The organism is Streptacidiphilus pinicola (assembly GCF_003258295.1).
GTDB lineage: Bacteria > Actinomycetota > Actinomycetes > Streptomycetales > Streptomycetaceae > Streptacidiphilus > Streptacidiphilus pinicola.
Map to the genome: position 1 here is coordinate 1 of NZ_QKYN01000094.1, position 17,254 is coordinate 17,254.

At 72.2% G+C, this 17,254-nt stretch carries 20 protein-coding genes and 1 pseudogene; 16 read left to right on the forward strand and 5 right to left on the reverse strand.

The window, feature by feature from the left end:
- The 10 genes from DN069_RS23700 to DN069_RS23745 all read left to right on the forward strand — a co-directional run.
- On the forward strand, positions 1–431 hold a 431-nt coding region (locus DN069_RS23700), incomplete at its 5' end, for an ROK family protein (RefSeq protein WP_133260029.1).
- Positions 428–1,474 carry an SIS domain-containing protein gene (locus tag DN069_RS23705; RefSeq protein WP_207892242.1) on the forward strand — a complete coding sequence of 349 codons (1,047 nt, stop codon included), beginning with the start codon at positions 428–430 and terminating at the stop codon, positions 1,472–1,474. The genes DN069_RS23700 and DN069_RS23705, both read left to right, overlap by 4 nt.
- A gap of 115 nt (positions 1,475–1,589) precedes the next feature.
- Entirely contained in the window at positions 1,590–2,036 is a 447-nt protein-coding gene (locus tag DN069_RS23710) for a hypothetical protein (RefSeq protein WP_111504038.1), read from the forward strand.
- A gap of 32 nt (positions 2,037–2,068) precedes the next feature.
- Entirely contained in the window at positions 2,069–2,386 is a 318-nt protein-coding gene (locus DN069_RS23715) for a hypothetical protein (RefSeq protein ID WP_111504040.1), read from the forward strand.
- A complete protein-coding gene (locus DN069_RS23720; protein ID WP_111504042.1) occupies positions 2,383–3,201 on the forward strand; it encodes a hypothetical protein in 819 nt (272 codons plus the stop codon). Before DN069_RS23715 ends, DN069_RS23720 begins: the two co-directional genes overlap by 4 nt.
- Positions 3,202–3,243: 42 nt before the next feature.
- Positions 3,244–3,699 (forward strand): luciferase domain-containing protein, encoded by a 456-nt coding sequence (locus tag DN069_RS23725; protein WP_165845614.1) that lies wholly within the window; start codon positions 3,244–3,246, stop codon positions 3,697–3,699.
- A gap of 82 nt (positions 3,700–3,781) precedes the next feature.
- On the forward strand, positions 3,782–4,399 hold the full coding sequence (locus DN069_RS23730; protein ID WP_111504044.1) for a hypothetical protein: 618 nt from the start codon (positions 3,782–3,784) through the stop codon (positions 4,397–4,399).
- Between the two features lie 137 nt (positions 4,400–4,536).
- Positions 4,537–5,442, forward strand: coding sequence for an alkaline phosphatase family protein (locus DN069_RS23735; protein WP_111504046.1), 906 nt, complete (start codon positions 4,537–4,539; stop codon positions 5,440–5,442).
- A 4-nt stretch (positions 5,443–5,446) separates the two neighbouring features.
- Positions 5,447–6,637, forward strand: coding sequence for an EfeM/EfeO family lipoprotein (locus tag DN069_RS23740; RefSeq protein WP_111504048.1), 1,191 nt, complete (start codon positions 5,447–5,449; stop codon positions 6,635–6,637).
- Positions 6,634–7,911: a Dyp-type peroxidase gene (locus tag DN069_RS23745; RefSeq protein ID WP_243639652.1), complete on the forward strand. Its 1,278-nt coding sequence runs from the start codon at positions 6,634–6,636 to the stop codon at positions 7,909–7,911. The genes DN069_RS23740 and DN069_RS23745 overlap by 4 nt, the downstream gene beginning before the upstream one ends.
- Positions 7,912–7,968: 57 nt before the next feature.
- Here the strand turns inward: DN069_RS23745 and DN069_RS23750 are convergent, their stop codons facing one another.
- The 5 genes from DN069_RS23750 to DN069_RS23770 form a co-directional block, all read right to left on the reverse strand.
- On the reverse strand, positions 7,969–8,172 hold the full coding sequence (locus DN069_RS23750; protein ID WP_042378964.1) for a cold-shock protein: 204 nt from the start codon (positions 8,170–8,172) through the stop codon (positions 7,969–7,971).
- Between the two features lie 939 nt (positions 8,173–9,111).
- Complete coding sequence (locus DN069_RS23755; protein WP_111504050.1) at positions 9,112–9,660, reverse strand: DinB family protein; 549 nt, start codon at positions 9,658–9,660, stop codon at positions 9,112–9,114.
- Between the two features lie 12 nt (positions 9,661–9,672).
- The gene (locus tag DN069_RS23760; RefSeq protein ID WP_111504052.1) at positions 9,673–10,005 is read right to left on the reverse strand and encodes an antibiotic biosynthesis monooxygenase family protein; all 333 of its coding nucleotides are present in this window, start codon (positions 10,003–10,005) and stop codon (positions 9,673–9,675) included.
- A 185-nt stretch (positions 10,006–10,190) separates the two neighbouring features.
- Positions 10,191–10,862 carry a thiaminase II/PqqC family protein gene (locus DN069_RS23765; RefSeq protein ID WP_207892243.1) on the reverse strand — a complete coding sequence of 224 codons (672 nt, stop codon included), beginning with the start codon at positions 10,860–10,862 and terminating at the stop codon, positions 10,191–10,193.
- Positions 10,863–10,969: 107 nt separating this feature from the next.
- Positions 10,970–11,383 carry a methyltransferase domain-containing protein gene (locus DN069_RS23770; RefSeq protein WP_165845613.1) on the reverse strand — a complete coding sequence of 138 codons (414 nt, stop codon included), beginning with the start codon at positions 11,381–11,383 and terminating at the stop codon, positions 10,970–10,972.
- Here DN069_RS23770 and DN069_RS23775 point away from each other — a divergent pair.
- The 6 genes and pseudogenes from DN069_RS23775 to DN069_RS23800 form a co-directional block, all read left to right on the forward strand.
- Positions 11,375–11,581, forward strand: a pseudogene (locus DN069_RS23775) (undecaprenyl diphosphate synthase family protein); the annotation flags it as partial. The gene DN069_RS23770 and the pseudogene DN069_RS23775 sit on opposite strands and share 9 nt — an antisense overlap.
- 61 nt (positions 11,582–11,642) lie before the next feature.
- Positions 11,643–12,200, forward strand: coding sequence for an NUDIX domain-containing protein (locus tag DN069_RS23780; RefSeq protein WP_165845615.1), 558 nt, complete (start codon positions 11,643–11,645; stop codon positions 12,198–12,200).
- A gap of 108 nt (positions 12,201–12,308) precedes the next feature.
- Positions 12,309–13,307, forward strand: a complete 999-nt coding sequence (locus tag DN069_RS23785; protein WP_111504121.1) for an ABC transporter permease — start codon at positions 12,309–12,311, stop codon at positions 13,305–13,307.
- Positions 13,308–13,337: 30 nt separating this feature from the next.
- Complete coding sequence (locus tag DN069_RS23790; protein ID WP_207892244.1) at positions 13,338–15,113, forward strand: ABC transporter substrate-binding protein; 1,776 nt, start codon at positions 13,338–13,340, stop codon at positions 15,111–15,113.
- A gap of 18 nt (positions 15,114–15,131) precedes the next feature.
- The gene (locus tag DN069_RS23795; protein WP_111504058.1) at positions 15,132–16,142 is read left to right on the forward strand and encodes an ABC transporter permease; all 1,011 of its coding nucleotides are present in this window, start codon (positions 15,132–15,134) and stop codon (positions 16,140–16,142) included.
- A complete protein-coding gene (locus tag DN069_RS23800) occupies positions 16,139–17,239 on the forward strand; it encodes an ABC transporter ATP-binding protein (protein WP_111504060.1) in 1,101 nt (366 codons plus the stop codon). The genes DN069_RS23795 and DN069_RS23800 overlap by 4 nt, the downstream gene beginning before the upstream one ends.
- The last annotated feature ends 15 nt before the right edge of the window (positions 17,240–17,254 follow it).

The following is a 17,254-nucleotide window of genomic DNA, read 5'->3' on the forward strand; positions in this document are numbered from 1 at the left end:
ACGCCGACGGCGGGGAGGCGGTGGAGGAGATCGTCGGCGGCAAAGGCCTCGGCGAGCGGACGGCCGAGCTGCTGGGCCGGGAGCTCAGCGCGGACGAGCTGTTCCGCAGCGCCGACCCCGCCGCGCGTGACCTCGCCGAGCACACGCTCACCGTGCTCGCGATGACGCTCGCCAACCTCTCCGCGTTCGCCGACCCGGCCCGGATCGTGCTGGGCGGCGGCATGATGGCCGCCGCGGACGTGATCCTGCCGACCCTGGAGCGCCTGCTCGCGGGCGCCACGCCCTTCCCGCCCGAGCTGCGATCCGCCCGCTTCCGGCGCGACGCCTCACTGCACGGCGCGGTCACCCTCGCCCTCGACAGCCTCCACCCGCGCGGCGACCGCGACAGCTGCCGCCCGCGCCCCACCGCACCGCTGGGAGCCTTGCGATGACGCCCACCCAACTCTCCGAGCCGGGCGCCCGGATGAAGGCCGAGATGCGCCAGCAGCCGGAGGTGCTGGCCGCCCTGGCCGACCGCTGGCCCACACTGACCGCGCAGGTCGCCGCGTTGCTGGACAGCGCTCCCCCGCTCGGCGTCGCCTTTCTGGCCCGCGGCTCCTCCGACCACGCGGCCCTGCTGGGCCGCTACGCCGTCGAGGTGCAGACGGGTCTGCCGACCTGCCTGGTCGCACCGAGCGTGGCCACCGCCTACGGCAGGCCGCCGGAGGGCTTCCGGGGCTGGCTGCTGGTCGCCCTCTCGCAGTCCGGCCGCACCCCGGAGATCGTCGACCTCGCGCACCGCTACGCCGACGCGGGCGCGCGGGTGATCGGGGTGACCAACGACGGCGGCTCCGCGCTGGCGAGCGCGGCGCACCTGTCCATCGCCCTGGAGGCGGGCCCGGAGACGGCTGTCCCCGCGACGAAGACCGTCACCGGTCAGCTGCTTGCCGTGCTCGCGGTCGCCGCCGGGCTGGCCCCGGGCGGCCTCACCCAGGCCCAGGCGGCCGCGCTGCCCGAGGCGGTGGCACGGGTGCTGGCCGACGGCGAGAGCGCGGACCGGGCGGCGAGGCGGCTGGCCGACCACGACCGCCTCGCGGTCGTCGGCCGCGGCGCCTGCTACCCGGCGGCGCTGGAGAGCGCGCTGAAGCTGCAGGAGACCACCGGGCTGATGGCGCACGGCTTCTCCACCGCGGACTTCCGGCACGGCCCGATCGCCGTCTGCGGCCCGGACGCCCCCGCCCTGCTGCTCGCCGGCTCCGGCCCGGCCGACGCCGACACGCTCGACGTCCGCGCCGCGCTCGCCGCCCGCCGCGCACCCGTCCTGCTGGCCGGAACCGCCCCGGACGCCGACCTGCCGTGGCCGGCTCTGGGCCACCTCGGCGAGTGCCTCCCGGCCACCGTCCGCGGCCAGCAGTTGGCCTTGGCCACCGCCCGCCACCTGGGCATCGACCCTGACCAGCCGGCCGGGCTCAACAAAGTGACCCTGACGAACTGAGCCACCTTTGCCCGGAGTCCCCGGCGATCCGGAGCCGTCACATCCATGACGCACCGTCATATCGTTGCGGACACATGTGCCATGGATGTGCGGCCGGACGGGGATCGTGAGCCGCATGAGAGTCTCCGCGCGCACCGTCCGGAACGTCCTCGTGATCGCCGTGCTGTGCGCGGTGGTCGGCCTGACGGCCTACGCCTGCGCGGTGCGCGAGCTCGGCAGGGACTGGACCGAGGATCCGCGCGGACCGGTCTTCGTCTCCGCGGACGGCCGCACCCTGCTCTTCGCGCACGGCCCCGCCGAGTTGGGCGACGGCGGGGACTCGTGCTTCTCCACGATCAGCTTCCAGTTGTCCGTCCAGCAGACCGCCACCACCATCGCAGTGCAGTTCCACGTCCACCAGGCCGCCGATGCTCCCCGGGCCGTCGGCTCCTGCGCCCAGCCGATCGGGTTCCCGAGAACGCTCGACCGGCCGCTGGGCTCTCGCAAGGTGACAGACGGACATGGACACCTGCTCGCCGAGCTCGACGGCCAGAGGTGCCGCAACTGCACGATCCGTGGCTGACGGAGGAGCGTGGTCCCACACCCTGCGTCCTCATGCCGCCGTCGTCGCCGCCCGTTCCCTGCGCCGGCACCCTCACCCTGCTGCACCAGTACACCGGTCTCAGCCGGCAGTGGTCCTTCTACCAGAGCCCGGCCTCGGGCCCCGGCGCGGCGCCCACTCCGGCCGACACCCCGACCTCAGCCGCGCACCTCACGGTGAACGGGTCCTCGGCCGTCTGCGAGGAGACCGGGGCAGGCCGCGCGAGCCTGCGGTGGCAGCAGCACGGGTACGAGCTGACGTTGGCCGTCTGGCCGGACGGGCCCTCCGCGGCCTGCGACCTCCTGGCCCGAGAGGCGGGATCCGTCCGATGAGCCGCCGTCTCGTCGCTGGTGCGCTGCTCGCCCTGACCCTCAGCGCTGTCGGCGGCCTCCTGGCCGCCCGCGCCGCTTCGGCCGACGGGACGGTCGCCACGCCCGTCGGCCCGGTGCTGGTCTCCGCGGACGGCCGCCGGGTCAGCATCACCGAGACCGGCCAGTGCCTGGGCTCCGGCGTGCTGCGCGCCCGCGAGGACGACTCGGTGGTGGCCCTGGACTTCCGTATGGTCCCGCACAGCGGACGCTGCGTCGGCGGTCCGCAGCTGCTGGTCTGGTCGGTGGGACTCGCCGCCCCGCTCGCCGCCCGCAGGCTCGTCGACGCGGACGGCGGCGCGCCGGTGACCGTCTTCCGCGGCGCGGACCTGCTGCGGCCGTCCGCGCTCCCGCCCGGCTACCGCCTCGCCTACGACGCGCCAGGCTATGCGCCGGGTGACGAGGCGAGCGGCGCCGTGGGTGGCGCGTCCACGCAGTGGGATCCGGCGGTGTCCACGCTCTTCGTCCACGACGGGCCGGGCGGACCCGGCTCGCTGTGGCTCGTGGAGGAGTACGGGCGGCACTGGCCCGACGGCTGGCCCGCGGATCCGCCGCTGGTCACCGCCCAAGGCCGGCTCGCCCGCGTCGGCCCGAACGGCCTCGCCTGGCAGGAGCGGACCGGGGACGGCACTCCGCTCAGCCTCGCACTGCTGTCGGACGCGGGCCTGCCCACAACATCCCTGCTCAGGGTGGCCGACAGCCTCGCGCCCGTCCCGTGCCGGACACCGGCGGGAAACCGTCCGCTCACAAGGCCTCCATGCGCGCGCCTTGTGCAGTAGGCTCAAACCAATACTGCTCACAGCGGGCGCAAGGATGTTCATATGTCGGCTGCGGAACGCGCCAGGGAACAACTCGTCGGCTGGGCCGATCTGACGATCGGTCAATCCTCTTGTGGGGCTGGCTCTTCGCTGTCGTCGAACGGTCATGAGATCGTCCACTTCCACCCCGGGGCACAGACCGACGTCCAGCTCACGGCCCCCGCGATCGCCCGCCTCGACGAGCGTCTGCGCGAGTCCACGGCGGTCCGGCTCCACCCCGACTCGGGCTGGGTGACGGTGCTGGTCGAGTGCGACACCGACATCGACCTGCTGCTGACGCTGGTCAGCGTCGCGCTCCAGGCCCACGGCGCGCAGCGACCGGCGCCGGTCGCGACGCCCTGCAACGTCGCCCGGACGACGATCCTGCGCCCCGAGGCCCCCCAGCAGGCGACCGAACCCCGCCGCTCACTCCGGGGCCTCCGCCGCCGCGGCCTCGCCCGCCCCCACCACGCGGCGTAGCACCGGCGCGATACTCGCTGGCGCTGCGGTCCGGCCTCGCCTAGGGTCACGACACTCCGACGACCCTGAGAGGTGAGGCCGTTTGTCCACCTACGGCACCATGCTGATCCCCCTTCCGCTCCACCGGGCGGTCCCCGCCCTGCGCGAGATCTGCGCGGCGGGCTACGCGCTCCCGGCCGGGCCGGGGTTCTGTCTGCTCCATCCGGACCGCTTCGTCGCCGACAACGGCGTCCTCTCCCTTGCCGGTCCGCTGAGCGCACGCCTCGACGTGCCGGTACTGGCGGCGTTCCAGTACGACGGCGACCGGCTGGAGTTGGAGGTCTGGCGAGCCGGCGCCCGGTCCCACCGCTACGACTCCTGGCCCGGACGCGACGACGATGACGCCCCGGACGCGCCCGTCGGCGCCGACCCCTCGGCTTTCCTGGACTTCACCGCCGGGCCGGTCGACCACCACCGCCTCGCCTCCGCCCTCGCGGACACCCCCGTCGAAGAGATCGACAAGGACGTGGACGGCGAACCCGGCTACGTCTGGGCCCAGGCACTGCACTGGGACGTCCTGCAGGCGCTCGGCCACCCCGAGGAGTTCATCCGCCGCGCCCAGTGGGACCACTGCCACATGCACGGCGCCCCGCGCGCTCTCTCCGAGGCCCTGAACGGCAGCGGCCTTGTCACCCTGGGGGCCGCCGAGCCCCCGTTCTGACAGCGGGGCGGCGGTAGCAGGCAACAGTTCACCTGCCTGACGCGCACGCGTCAGGCAGGTGGCATCTGGTGTGACGAGCATGCCGGGTGACAGGTCATCAGCCCACGCACGATCACCTCGACACCCGGAGTGAACCCATGCGTCCGAAGTCCCGCCTCGCCCTCGCCGCCGCTGTCACCGCGGCGACGGCCGGAGTCGCCGCGCTCGCGCTCGCGCCGGAGGCCGGCGCGCAGGTCTCCGCACCCAAGGCCGGCACCGTGCACGCCCAGTCCGCGACCGCGACCCTGCCGAGCTACTCGCACATCGTGGTCGTCATGGAGGAGAACCACTCCTACTCGGAGATCATCGGCAGCAGCTCCGCCCCCTACATCAACTCCCTCGCCGCCGGCGGCGCGTCCATGACGCAGTCGTTCGCGGTCACGCACCCGAGCGAGCCCAACTACATGGCGCTCTTCGCGGGCAGCACCTTCAAGCTCACCTCCGACAAGTGCCCGGTCAGCGAGGGCACCACGGCCAACCTCGGCTCGGAGCTGCTCGCCGCGGGCGACACGTTCACGGGCTACTCCGAGGGCCTGCCCAGCGTCGGCTCGACGGTCTGCACCTCCGGCGCGTACGCGCGCAAGCACGCCCCGTGGGTCAACTTCAGCAACGTGCCCGGCTCCGACTCGGTGCCGTTCAGCTCCTTCCCGTCCAGCTCGAACTACGCGAGCCTGCCGAAGCTGTCGTTCGTCATCCCGAACCTCAACGACGACATGCACGACGGCACCGTCGCCCAGGGCGACACCTGGCTGAAGAACAACCTGTCCGCCTACGCGACCTGGGCCAAGGCCAACAACAGCCTGCTGGTGGTCACCTGGGACGAGGACGACTCCACCGAGAGCAACCAGATCGCCACCGTCTTCTCCGGCGCGAACGTCGTCACCGGCCAGTACAGCGAGAAGATCAACCACTACAACGTGCTGTCCACGCTGGAGCAGCTCAACGGTCTGGCCAAGACCGGCAACGCCGCCACCGCCGCGCCGATCACCGACATCTGGGGCTGAGTCCTTGTCCGCTCGCCCCCGGTTCCGCCGTCCGCTGCTCGCCGGGGCGCTCGCCCTGGCGGTGGCGGGCGGCGCCCTCGGCTTCGCGTTCGCGTCGGGCGGCTCCCCGGCCGCGGCCGGAGCCGCGCTCGCCGTATCGGTCGACAAGCACGCCTGCGGCGCGCCGCCGGCCCGGCTGCCCGCCGGGCCGGTCGCCTTCGAGGTGACCGACGCCGCACCGACCTTCGTGACGGTCTATCTGACCGACCCCACCGGCGCCCGCGCCTACGCGGAGATCCGCTGGCTGGGCCCGCGGCACTCGCTGCCGCTGACCGGCTCGCTGGCCGCCGGCCGATACGCCCTGCGCTGCGTCTTCTCCGACGGGCCCGTCGTCGTCTCGCCCGGCCTCGTCGTCACCGGGACCGCGCCCGACACCGAGCCCGGCTACCGGCCCATGACGAGCACGGACCTGGAGCAGCCCGTACTCGCCTACCGGGCCTGGGTCCAGGCCGCGCTGCCGGGGCTGCAGAGCGCGGTGCGGACCCTCGACGGCGACGTCGCCCGCGGCGACCTGAGCGCCGCGCGGAACGACTGGCTGCCCGCGCACCTCGCCTACGAGCGGCTCGGCGCGGCGTACAACTCCTTCGGCGACTTCGACGACGCGATCGACGGCCGCCCCGACGGTCTGCAGGGAGGCGTCGACGATCCCGGCTGGACCGGCTTCCTCGCCGTCGAACACGGCCTGTGGCACGGCGCTCCCGCCGCACGGCTGCGCTCGCTGACGCAGAAGCTCGTCGCCGACGTGACCGGGCTGATCGCCGACTTCCCGAGCGAGGACACCGACTCCGAGGACCTGCCGCTGCGCGCGCACGAGATCCTGGAGAACGGGCTGCAGTTCCAGCTGACCGGCCAGGAGGACCAGGGCTCGGGCACCACGCTCGCCACGCTGGACGCCAACGTCCAGGGCACCCAGGAGGTGCTCTCGCTGCTGGCGCCGCTGCTGCGGGAGCGCGACCCCGGGCTGGTGGCCGGCGTGGACGCGGGCCTCACCGCGCTGCGCGGCCAACTTGCCGCGACGCACCCCGCCGCCGGCCCCTGGCCGGCCGCCGCCTCGCTCGACCGGGCCACGCGCGAGCGCCTCGACGGCACGCTCGGCGGGCTGCTGGAACAGCTGGCCCGGATCCCGAACCTGCTCGCCGCGAGGAACGCCGCATGACCATGAGCGATCGTCAGCCCGTGCTCGGCCGCCGGGGCTTCCTGCAGGGCGCGACGGCAGGCGTGGTCGGCGCGGCGGCCCTGGGTGCCACCGCCGCGGATGCCGCCCGGGCAGACGCGCCCGACGCCCCACCCGCCTCCGGCTCGGGCCGGGTGATCCCGTTCGAGGGTCCGCACCAGGCCGGCATCCTGACCCCGCCGCAGGCGGCCGCGAGCTTCGTCTCCTTCGACGTCGTCGCCCCCGACCGCGCCGCCTTGCGGGAGCTGTTCGCCGTGCTGACCGACCGGGTCCGCCGGCTCACCGCCGGCGGCGCCGTCCCGGCCACCGATCTGGCCTCCGCGCCCACCGACAGCGGCACGCTCGGCCCGGTCCTGCCGGCCGACGGGCTCACCGTCACCGTCGGCGTCGGCGCGTCGCTCTTCGACGACCAGCGCTTCGGCCTCGGCGCGCGCCGCCCGGCCCGGCTGACCGCCATGCCGGTCTTCCCCGACGACGACATGGCCCACTCGGCGGAGCTGCACGGCGATATCTCGCTCCAGCTGTGCGCGGACTCGCGCGACACCGTCACCCACGCGCTGCGCGACATCACCAGGCACACCCGGGGCGCGATCCAGGCTCGCTGGAAGATCGACGGCACCCACGCGGCGCCGCGCCCGAGCGGCGCCCCGCGCAACCACCTCGGCTTCAAGGACGGCATCGCCAACCCCGACACCACCGACCCGGCCGTCACAGACGCGCTGGTGTGGACCCACGCGGGCCACGGCGGCTCCGGCGCCGAGCCGGCCTGGACGGAGGGCGGCTCCTACCAGGTGATCCGCATCATCCGGATGCTGGTGGAGTTCTGGGACCGGGTCTCGCTCGACGAACAGGAACGCATGATCGGCCGCCGCCGCGACTCCGGCGCGCCCCTGGACCGCTCCGCCGAGACGGACACCCCCGCGTACGCGGCGGACCCGCAGGGCCTGTATGTCCCGATGAACGCCCACATCCGACTGGCCAACCCCCGCACCGGCGCGACCGCCGCCCAGCAGATCCTGCGCCGCGGCTACAACTACGAGCGCGGGCTGGACACCGACGGCAACCTCGACCTCGGCCTGATCTTCTGCTGCTACCAGCAGGACGTCTCCCGCCAGTTCGCCACCGTCCAGTCCCGCCTCGCGGGCGAGCCCCTCGTCGACTACATCTCCCCCACGGGCGGCGGCTACTTCTTCGCCCTCCCGGGCGTCACCGGCCCCCACGACACCCTGGCCTCCGGCCTGCTGGCGGACTTCTGAACACAGCGAAGGCCCCGGCGCCCGTGGCGGGCGGCCGGGGCCTTGCGTGTGCTGTGGTCAGCCGCGGACGATGTTCGCGGCCTGGGGGCCCTTGGGGCCCTGCTCGACGTCGAAGGAGACGGTCTCACCCTCGACGAGCTCGCGGTAGCCGTTGCCGGTGATCGCGGAGTAGTGCGCGAAGACGTCCGGGCCGCCGCCGGCCTGCTCGATGAAGCCGAAGCCCTTCTCCGAGTTGAACCACTTCACAGTGCCCTGAGCCATGACGTTCTCCCGTTCGGGACGAGGGCCGGCACCATCTGCCGACCCGTGGATGGGTCGCGTCCTCGAACAGCAGCAACAGGTGAAGCGGTACGGCGGACAGCGAAGTACAGCGATCACGCTACAGGTCGACTGCGGTCCGTGACCGACTACCCCTCGAATCCGTCCTGCTCCGCCCATTCCCGCGGTGCCGGGCCGGCTCGCCGCCCCGCCGCCCTCAGTAGTAGGCCAACGGCTCCCGGGCCCGGGCCTCGCACGTGGGACAGAGGCTGTCGTTTTTCCGGAGCGTCGGAGGCCATGCCGCAACGGCAGAGGGGACCGCCCGCAGCCCACTGGTGGTCTTCTCGCAGAGCGTCCACTGAGGACCGTCGGCCGCGTGGAGGACTCGCCAACGAACAGGGCCGCCCGCGGCTGGGACCAGACCCTGTTCAATCCACGTGAGGATCTGCATGGATCAACACTGCGTGGGGTGACGCCAGAACGCATCCTGAGCCGGGAGGCCGATCCGGTGCGCGACACGAATGGCCGCCGTCACGTGGTCGGAACCAGGAGCGTTTCCTGCGTGACCGGGGGTGAGGTAGCGGCACAGGGGGGCGGCAGCGGCTGTCCGCTGCCAGGGGGATCCTGGCGATCAGTCCACCGCGGGCGCGTCCGATTGCGTGGTCGGTGGATTCGCTGCCCTGGAGGCATGCCCCGACGATTCAGCGGTCGACGGCCGGCGACGTGCTCCGGGAAGGTAGTCCCGGCAGCGCAGGCGCCTGGACGAGTCGATCGCGGGGCTCGAGCACTCACGTCGCCTGGTCGACGCGCTCCTCGCAGAAGCAGGGCGATGACGCGGAGCGCCCGGCCTGTGGCCGGGAGGCTCCCCCGCGTGCGCCCGAGGCGCCCGAGCGCTGGGACCTGAACCGCAGGCGGGGGAAGCCACGGGACGGGCCGAAGGCCCTAGCTGCCGCCGAGGCCGTGGGCGTGGAGGTCGCGGAGAAGGGCGATTTCCGCGCCGTGGTGGGCGGTCTCGTCGATGGCGTGGGTGGCGAGAGCCAGGAACGAGTCGGCGTCGTAGGGGGCGGCCGGCGGGCCCATCGGGGCGAGGAGGCGGGTGTCGCCGAGGGCGGCCACGCGGGCGCGGAAAGCGGCGATGTCCTCGGCCAGGGCGGCGACGCCGGCCTTCGCCGTGGCGGGCCACAGCTGGCGGGCGGCGGGCGGAATCGGCGGCTCGCCGAAGAGGCGGGCGTAGCCGCGCAGGCAGTCGGAGCCGATGTGCCAGGCGCGCCAGGCGATCGTGGCGAACGGCGCCTGCCCGGACGTCCCGTGCGGGCGCTCGTCGGCGTGGGCCGCACCGTCCGGGCCGACCCGGACGGTGAGGCAGTCCGCGACAGGCTCCCAGAGGTACTCGGCGTCGGACATGCCCTCCAGCCGGGCGAGCAGCCGGTCCCGCACCTCGTCGAACGTCATCAGGACATCGCTGGTGACGGGATTCTGTCGCGCGCTCATATCGTGTGTCCCTCAGTCGCGTCGGAAGGAGTAGCCGCGCTCCACCCGGGCCACCTCGACGGTGTAGGCGTCGTACCACCGCTCCCGGCCCAGGCGCTGGGCCTCCAGGTGCTCGGGGTGGGCCTTCCAGGCCGCGACCGACTCGGCGTCGCTGTAGTACAGCACGACCAGGTCCTCGCCCTTGTCGTTGGTCATCGACTCGCGGCCGAGGTAACCCGGCTGGGCGCGGCCGAGTTCGCCCATGCGGCGGTCCATCTCTGCGTAGCCGTCGGTGTCGTCGCTGAGGCGGGTGGTGATGATGACGGCGTAGTACGGCGGTTCGGGACGGACGAAAGTGTCGGCCATGGCAGGCGCAGCTCCGATCGGTCAGGCACGAGACGCGCTCATGCTACTGACGCGATCACCCCACCGCGCCCTGTTTTCGGGAGAGTTCGGGCAGCACCGGCGCCGTCCAGGCTGCGTGGCGGACTGGTCGCGGCGGCGCTGCGCGAGGCCGACCGCAACTGAGCACCAGCGGGCCGAGCCAGAGCTCACTCCACCAGGTCGGCCAGGGTGTTCCAGAACATCAGCTCGTAGCCCTGCAGCATCCGCCCGTACTCGAGGACGTCCATCGCGCCCGCCGCGCCGCCACCGGCGTGCGCCTGCCACTGCTCCACGACCGCCACCGCGCGGGCGTCGGCGTCCGGATCGGGGGTGGCGAAGAAGTCGAAGAAGGCACAGGCTTCGGCAGCGAATCCGTAGTGGTCGCGCAGGGCCTGCGCGGTGGCGCCGCAGTAGGCGCCCCAGGCGGCGAAGTTGGCGGTGAGGGCGAGCACGACGCCGACCGGGTCGCCGTTGAGGGCGAGCCAGGCGAGGTACGCGGGGTAGGCCTGGCAGCCGGGGAGCGGCGGGCGGGCGCGCAGCGCCGCGTCGCTCAGCCCGCAGGCGGCGGCGAAGGGGGTGAGCAGGCCGAGCGCCTCGCTCTCCCCCGCGGCCAGCTCGGCGAAGTACCCGCCGCCGGGCGCGTCCGCGCAGCGGGTGGCGAGGGCGAGGAAGCTGCGGCGGTCGCTCGTGATGATGCGCCGCTGCTGCGCGGCGAGTTCGCCGAGGACGCGCAGCGGCGCACTGCCGTCGGCGATCCGTCCGATCAGCCGGTTGTCGTGGGCACCCGGCGTCAGTTCCTCCCGCACCCGTGCCAGCAGTCCCGCCGCGTCCTGCGTCATGGTGATGACGACCCCTTCGCCTCGGTGATGCACCCGTTCAGCCCTCGTGGTCTACGTATCACACCGGAGCGCGCCCACCGCTGAGGCTGGCCGGACGGCGGCGCGGCTCAGCCTCGCGTGGCGGCGACGACGTACACCGTGACGGAGGCCAGGAACGGCCCCTCGGCCAGGCCGTCCAGCCACGCCTGAGCGGCTGCGGCAGTCAAGTAGCCTGCCTCCACCGCGCGTTCGGCGTTGCGCTGGAAGCCGAGGATCCGGTCGGCCTCGGCCGCGTCGCGCAGCACGGCCGTGACGGGCACGACGGCCCGCACCGTGAGCCCCGCCTCACCGGCGCGCCGGGCGAGCCGACGGCCGATCACGCCGTTGCGGATGATCCGCTCCACGACGTGCCGGGTGTAGGCGCGCGAGCTCTCCGCCGCCGGGTCGACGCGATGCGGGAGCTGCTGCACGAACAGGACGCCGCGGGCCGCTCCCTGGCCGAGGTCGCCGACGCGCTCACCCCGTAGGCGCTGTCCCGCCACCTCTACACCGCCGACCAACCCGACCCGGACCTGGTCATCCGCACCAACGGCGAGCAGCGGCTGTCCAACTTCCTGCTCTGGCAGAGCGCGTACTCGGAGCTCTACTTCTGCGACGCCTACTGGCCGGCCTTCCGTCAGGTCGACTTCCTGCGGGCGGTCCGCAGTTTCGCCGCCCGCGAGCGCCGCTACGGCGGATAGGTTCCAGGGGCAGCCGGGTTTCCGAGCCAGGCGATCACCGAACCACGCAAGGAGCCTGACGGTGTCACAGCCCGGATCGTCACACCCCGGATCCGCCGAGGTCCCCGCCTACCTGACCCGCGTCGCCCGCGCCTTCCCCGCGGTGTCCGCGCTCGTGACCGACCCGGAGGGCCGGGTCCTGCTGGTGCACAGCTACAACCGGGAGCCCTGGGGCTGTCCGGGCGGGGTGATCGACCCGGACGAGACGCCGGAGCGGGCCGCGGAGCGCGAGCTCGCGGAGGAGACGGGGGTGCGGCTGACGGCAGGGCGGCTGCTCCAGGTCGCCTGGGCCACGGGCGACGGCAGCGACCTGCCGAACATGCCGGGCGTCCAGTTCTACTTCGACCTCGGCACCGTCCCGCTGCCGCACCCGGCGCTGCGCCTGCAGCCGGAGGAGATCCGCGACGCGGCCTGGGTCGCCCCGGACGAGCTGCGCGGCTACATGGGTGACCTCCGCGTCTCCCGCATCCTGGGCGCCCTGGCCGCCCGGGCCGGCGCCGAGGTCCGCGTGCTGTCGGCCACCCGGGCCGAGCTGCAGGCCGACCAGGACGCCTACACGGCGGAGGTCCGTGCCCGCTAGCCGCTCCGGCTGATATGCCTCCGGTACATACCATATGCATATGCCATAAATCGCCCTATAATCGCCTCGGACCGCCGAGTATGTCCCCGTCGGCCCGGGGTGCAGCAGATGACCTCCCCGCTCGACGTGACCGGCTCCGCCGCCGAGGCGCAGCCGGAATCCGTGCTGGCCGGCGTGGGCGAGAAGACGATCGAGGGCCGCTCACTCGGGCAGATCGCCTGGATGCGGTTCAAGCGCGACCGGGTCGCGATGGCGGGCGGCGTGGTGGTCGTCGGCCTGGTCCTGCTGGCGGTGCTGGCCAAACCGGTGGAGGCGGTCTTCGGGCTCGACCCGAACGCCTTCCACCAGGAGTTGATCGACCCGGTGCTGCTCAAGCCCAAGGGCTCGTTCGGCGGGGTCAGCTGGGCGCACCCGCTCGGGGTCGAGCCGCAGTACGGGCGTGACCTGCTGGCCCGGATCATCGAGGGGTCGTGGGTCTCGCTCGCCGTCGCCTTCGGAGCGACCCTGCTGGCCGTCACCATCGGCACCGTGCTCGGCGTCATGGCCGGGTACTACGGCGGCTGGGTGGACACCGTGATCAGCAGGCTGATGGACATCTTCCTGGCCTTCCCGCTGCTGCTGTTCGCCATCGCGCTCTCCGCCTCACTCCAGGGCGGCGCCTTCGGACTGCACGGGCTGACGCTCCACATCAGTGTGCTGATCTTCGTCATCGGGTTCTTCGCCTGGCCCTACATGGGCCGCATCATCCGCGGTCAGACGCTCTCGCTGCGCGAGCGCGAGTTCGTCGACGCCGCCCGGTCGATGGGCGCGCGGGGGCCGTACGTCCTGTTCAAGGAGCTGCTGCCGAACCTCGTCGCGCCGATCATCGTCTACTCGACGCTGCTGATCCCCACCAACATCCTCTTCGAGGCGGGGCTCAGCTTCCTCGGCGTCGGCATCCAGCCGCCGCAGGCCTCCTGGGGCGGCATGCTCAACCAGTCGATCAGTCTCTACCAGGCCGACCCGTGGTTCATGGTCGTCCCGGGCCTGGCCATCTTCATCACCGTCCTTGCCTTCAACCTCCTCGGCGACGGTCTGCGCGACGCGCTGGACCCGAGGAGCAACTGAGAGGGAGAGGGAGAAGAAGGAGTCATCACCATGAGGACCATCCGAAGCTCCAGGACAGCCGTCCTGGCGGCGGCAGCAGCCGCGGTCGTGCTCGCCGTGACCTCCTGCAGCTCCAGCGGCAAGGGCGGGACGGCCGGCACTTCGTCGGCGGCGTACAACGCGGGCATCGCCGGCGTGGTCAACCCCTCGACGCACACCGGCGGAACCGTCGCCTACCAGTTGTCCAGCACCCCCGACTCGATGGACCCCGGCAACACCTACTACGCGTTCATGTGGGACTTCTCCCGCCTGTACGCGCGGGCGCTGACCACCTTCAGCACCGCCCCCGGCACGGCCGGGCTCAAGCTGGTGCCGGACCTGGCCACCGGCCTCGGCACGTCGAGCGACGGCGGCAGGACCTGGACGTACCACATCCGTCCGGGCCTGAAGTTCTCCGACGGCACGCCGATCACCACCGCCGACATCAAGTACGCGATCGAGCGCAGCAACTACGCGCCGGACGTGCTGTCCAACGGGCCGACCTACTTCCACCAGTACCTGGTCGACAACTCCACGCCGTACCAGGGCCCGTACAAGGACAAGACCGGCGGGCTGAACTCGATCCAGACCCCTGACGCGACCACCATCGTGTTCCACCTCAAGCAGCCGTTCGCGGACTTCGACTACCTGGTCAGCAACCCGCAGACGGCTCCCGTTCCGGCCGCCAAGGACACCGGCGCCTCGTACGTGAACAACATCGTCTCGTCGGGCTCCTACATGTTCAGCAGCTACACCGACGGCAAGGGCGCCTCGCTGGTGAAGAACCCCAACTGGAGCGCCGCCAGCGACCCGCTGCGCAAGCAGTACCCCGACAAGATCACGATCGACTTCAACGTCGCGCAGACCACCGTCGACCAGAACCTGATCGCGGGCAACACCACGCTCGACATGGCCGGCGCCGGCATCGCCGCCTCCACCCAGGCCACGGCGCTGTCCAACGCGAGCCAGAAGGGCCACATCGACGACGCCCAGTCCGGCGCGCTCGCCTACGTGGCGATGTCGACGAACGTCGCGCCGTTGAACAACCTCCACTGCCGCATGGCGGTCGAGTACGCGATCGACAAGACCTCGGTGCAGACCGCGACCGGCGGCGACGTCCACGGCGACATCGCCTCCACCGTGCTGCCGCCGACGGTGAGCGGCTACACGCCGTACAACCTCTACGCGACGCCGGGCGACGCGGGCGCCGACAGCCCGCAGGGCCTCGCGGCGGCCAAGCAGCAGCTGTCCATGTGCGGGATGCCGAACGGCTTCACCACCAACCTGTCGGCCCGTGCCGACCGGCCGAACGAGATCGCCATGGCGCAGGCCGTCCAGGCCTCGCTGAAGAAGGTCGGCATCAACGTCTCCATCCAGCAGTACCCGTCGGGCAAGTACTTCACCGACAACGCCGGCGCCCCCGCCTTCGTCCACGCGCACGACCTGGGCCTGATGATGATGGCCTGGGCCGCCGACTGGCCGACCGGCTACGGCTTCCTGGAGCAGATCCTGGACGGCGCCACCATCAAGGCCTCCGGCAACTCCAACCTCTCGGAGCTGAACGACCCGAACATCAACTCGATGCTCTCCTCCGCCATCCAGAACACCAACGACGCGGCCCGGACCGCGGCCTGGGGCAGCATCGACAAGGCCGCCATGCAGCAGGCGGCGATCGTGCCGCTGCTGTACCGCAAGGACCTGCTGTACCGGCCGGCCGCCGCCACCAACGTGTACGTCACCGAGGCCTACGGCATGTACGACTACCTCAACGTCGGCTCCACCAAGTAGCTCTGACGGGGCTGTGCGGTGACCGCGTACATCGTCCGACGCGTGATCGCGGCGATCATCCTGCTGATCGTCGTGACCATGATCACCTTTGCCATCTTCTTCCTGGTGCCCCGACTGGCCGGCGAGACCAGCACGCAGCTCGCCGCCCAGTACGTGGGCCGTGACCCCAGCCCGGACGCGCTCGCCGCCGTGCAGAAGAACCTCGGCTTCGACCAGCCGCTCTACCAACAGTGGTGGGAGTTCGCGCACGGCATCGTGGCCGGACGCACCTTCCGCTACGGTCCGGACGCCTCGGTCTGCCATGTGCCGTGCTTCGGCTACTCGTTCAAGAGCCACCTCCCGGTCTGGCCGGAGATCACCTCCCGGCTGCCGGTGACCATCTCGCTGGCGGCGGGCGCGGCGGTGATCTGGGTGATCACCGGCGTGGCCATCGGCGTGCTGTCGGCGCTCAAGCGCGGCTCGGTCTTCGACCGGTTCTCCATGGGCCTGGCGCTGGCCGGGGTCTCGCTGCCGATCTTCTTCACCGCGCTGCTGTCGCTGGCGCTGTTCAGCTACAAGTGGCCGGTCTTCCCCAACCTGCAGTACGTGCCGATCACGCAGAACCCGGTGCTGTGGGCGAAGAACCTGGTGCTGCCGTGGATCACCCTGGCCTTCCTCTACTCGGCGCTGTACGCGCGGCTGACCCGCGCCGGGATGCTGGAGACGATGAGTGAGGACTACATCCGCACCGCCCGCGCCAAGGGCCTGCCGGAGCGTCAGGTGGTGATCCGTCACGGGCTGCGGTCGGCGCTCACCCCGATCATCACCATCTTCGGCCTGGACCTCGGCCTGCTGCTCGGCGGCGCGGTGCTCACCGAGACCGCCTTCTCGCTGCCCGGGGTCGGCCAGTACGCAGTGGAGGCGATCACCGACAACGACCTGCCGAAGATCATGGCGGTGACGACGCTGGCCGCGTTCTTCATCGTCGTCGCCAACCTCGTCGTGGACGTCCTCTACGTCGCGGTCGACCCGAGGGTCAGGTACCGATGAAGCATCTCCCCTTGGGCCCGAACCACCTGCACGGGCGTTCCGGAACAACGGTGACCGCCGAGGGACCGCCCGACTCCGCGTTCCTCAGCGTGCGGGACCTGCGGATCCACTTCGCCACCGACGACGGGCTGGTGCGCGCGGTGGACGGGCTGAGCTTCCGGCTGGACCGGGGGCGCACGCTCGGGATCGTGGGCGAGTCCGGCTCCGGCAAGTCGGTCACCTCGCTCGGCATCATGGGCCTGCACCGCTCCGCGCGGGCGCGGGTGTCGGGCGAGGTGTGGCTGGACGGCGAGGAGTTGGTCGCCGCCGACCCGGAGCGGGTGCGGCAGCTGCGCGGCCGCAAGATGGCGATGATCTTCCAGGACCCGCTCACCGCCATGCACCCGTTCTACTCCGTCGGGCAGCAGATCATGGAGGCCTACCGGGTCCACCACCCCGACGCGCACCGCAAGGAGGCACGGGCGCGCGCGGTCGAGATGCTCACCCGCGTCGGCATCCCGCAGCCGGACCGGCGCGTGGACGACTACCCGCACCAGTTCTCCGGCGGCATGCGCCAGCGCGCGATGATCGCCATGGCACTGGTCAACGACCCGGACCTGCTGATCGCGGACGAGCCGACGACCGCCCTGGACGTCACCGTGCAGGCGCAGATCCTCGACCTGATCCGGGACCTGCAGCGCGAGACCGGCTCGGCGGTCGTCATCATCACCCACGACCTGGGCGTGGTCGCCGAGATCGCCGACGACATCCTGGTGATGTACGCGGGCCGCTGCATGGAGAACGGCCCGGCCGAGGACGTCTTCACCCACCCGCAGCACCCCTATACCTGGGGCCTGCTCGCCTCGATGCCGCGCATCAACCGCGAGCGCAAGGAGCGGCTGCTGCCCATCGAGGGCAATCCGCCGAGCCTGATCCGGGTCCCGCCCGGCTGCCCGTTCCACCCGCGCTGCCGTTACGCCCAGCTGACCGACGGGCGCTCGGAGACCGAGGTCCCCTCGCTCGTCCCGACCGACTCCCCCGGTCACTCCGTCGCCTGCCACCTCACCCCCGAGGAGCGGCGGCGCATCTTCACCGAGGAGATCGCACCCGGGCTCTGATCCCACGTCAGGATC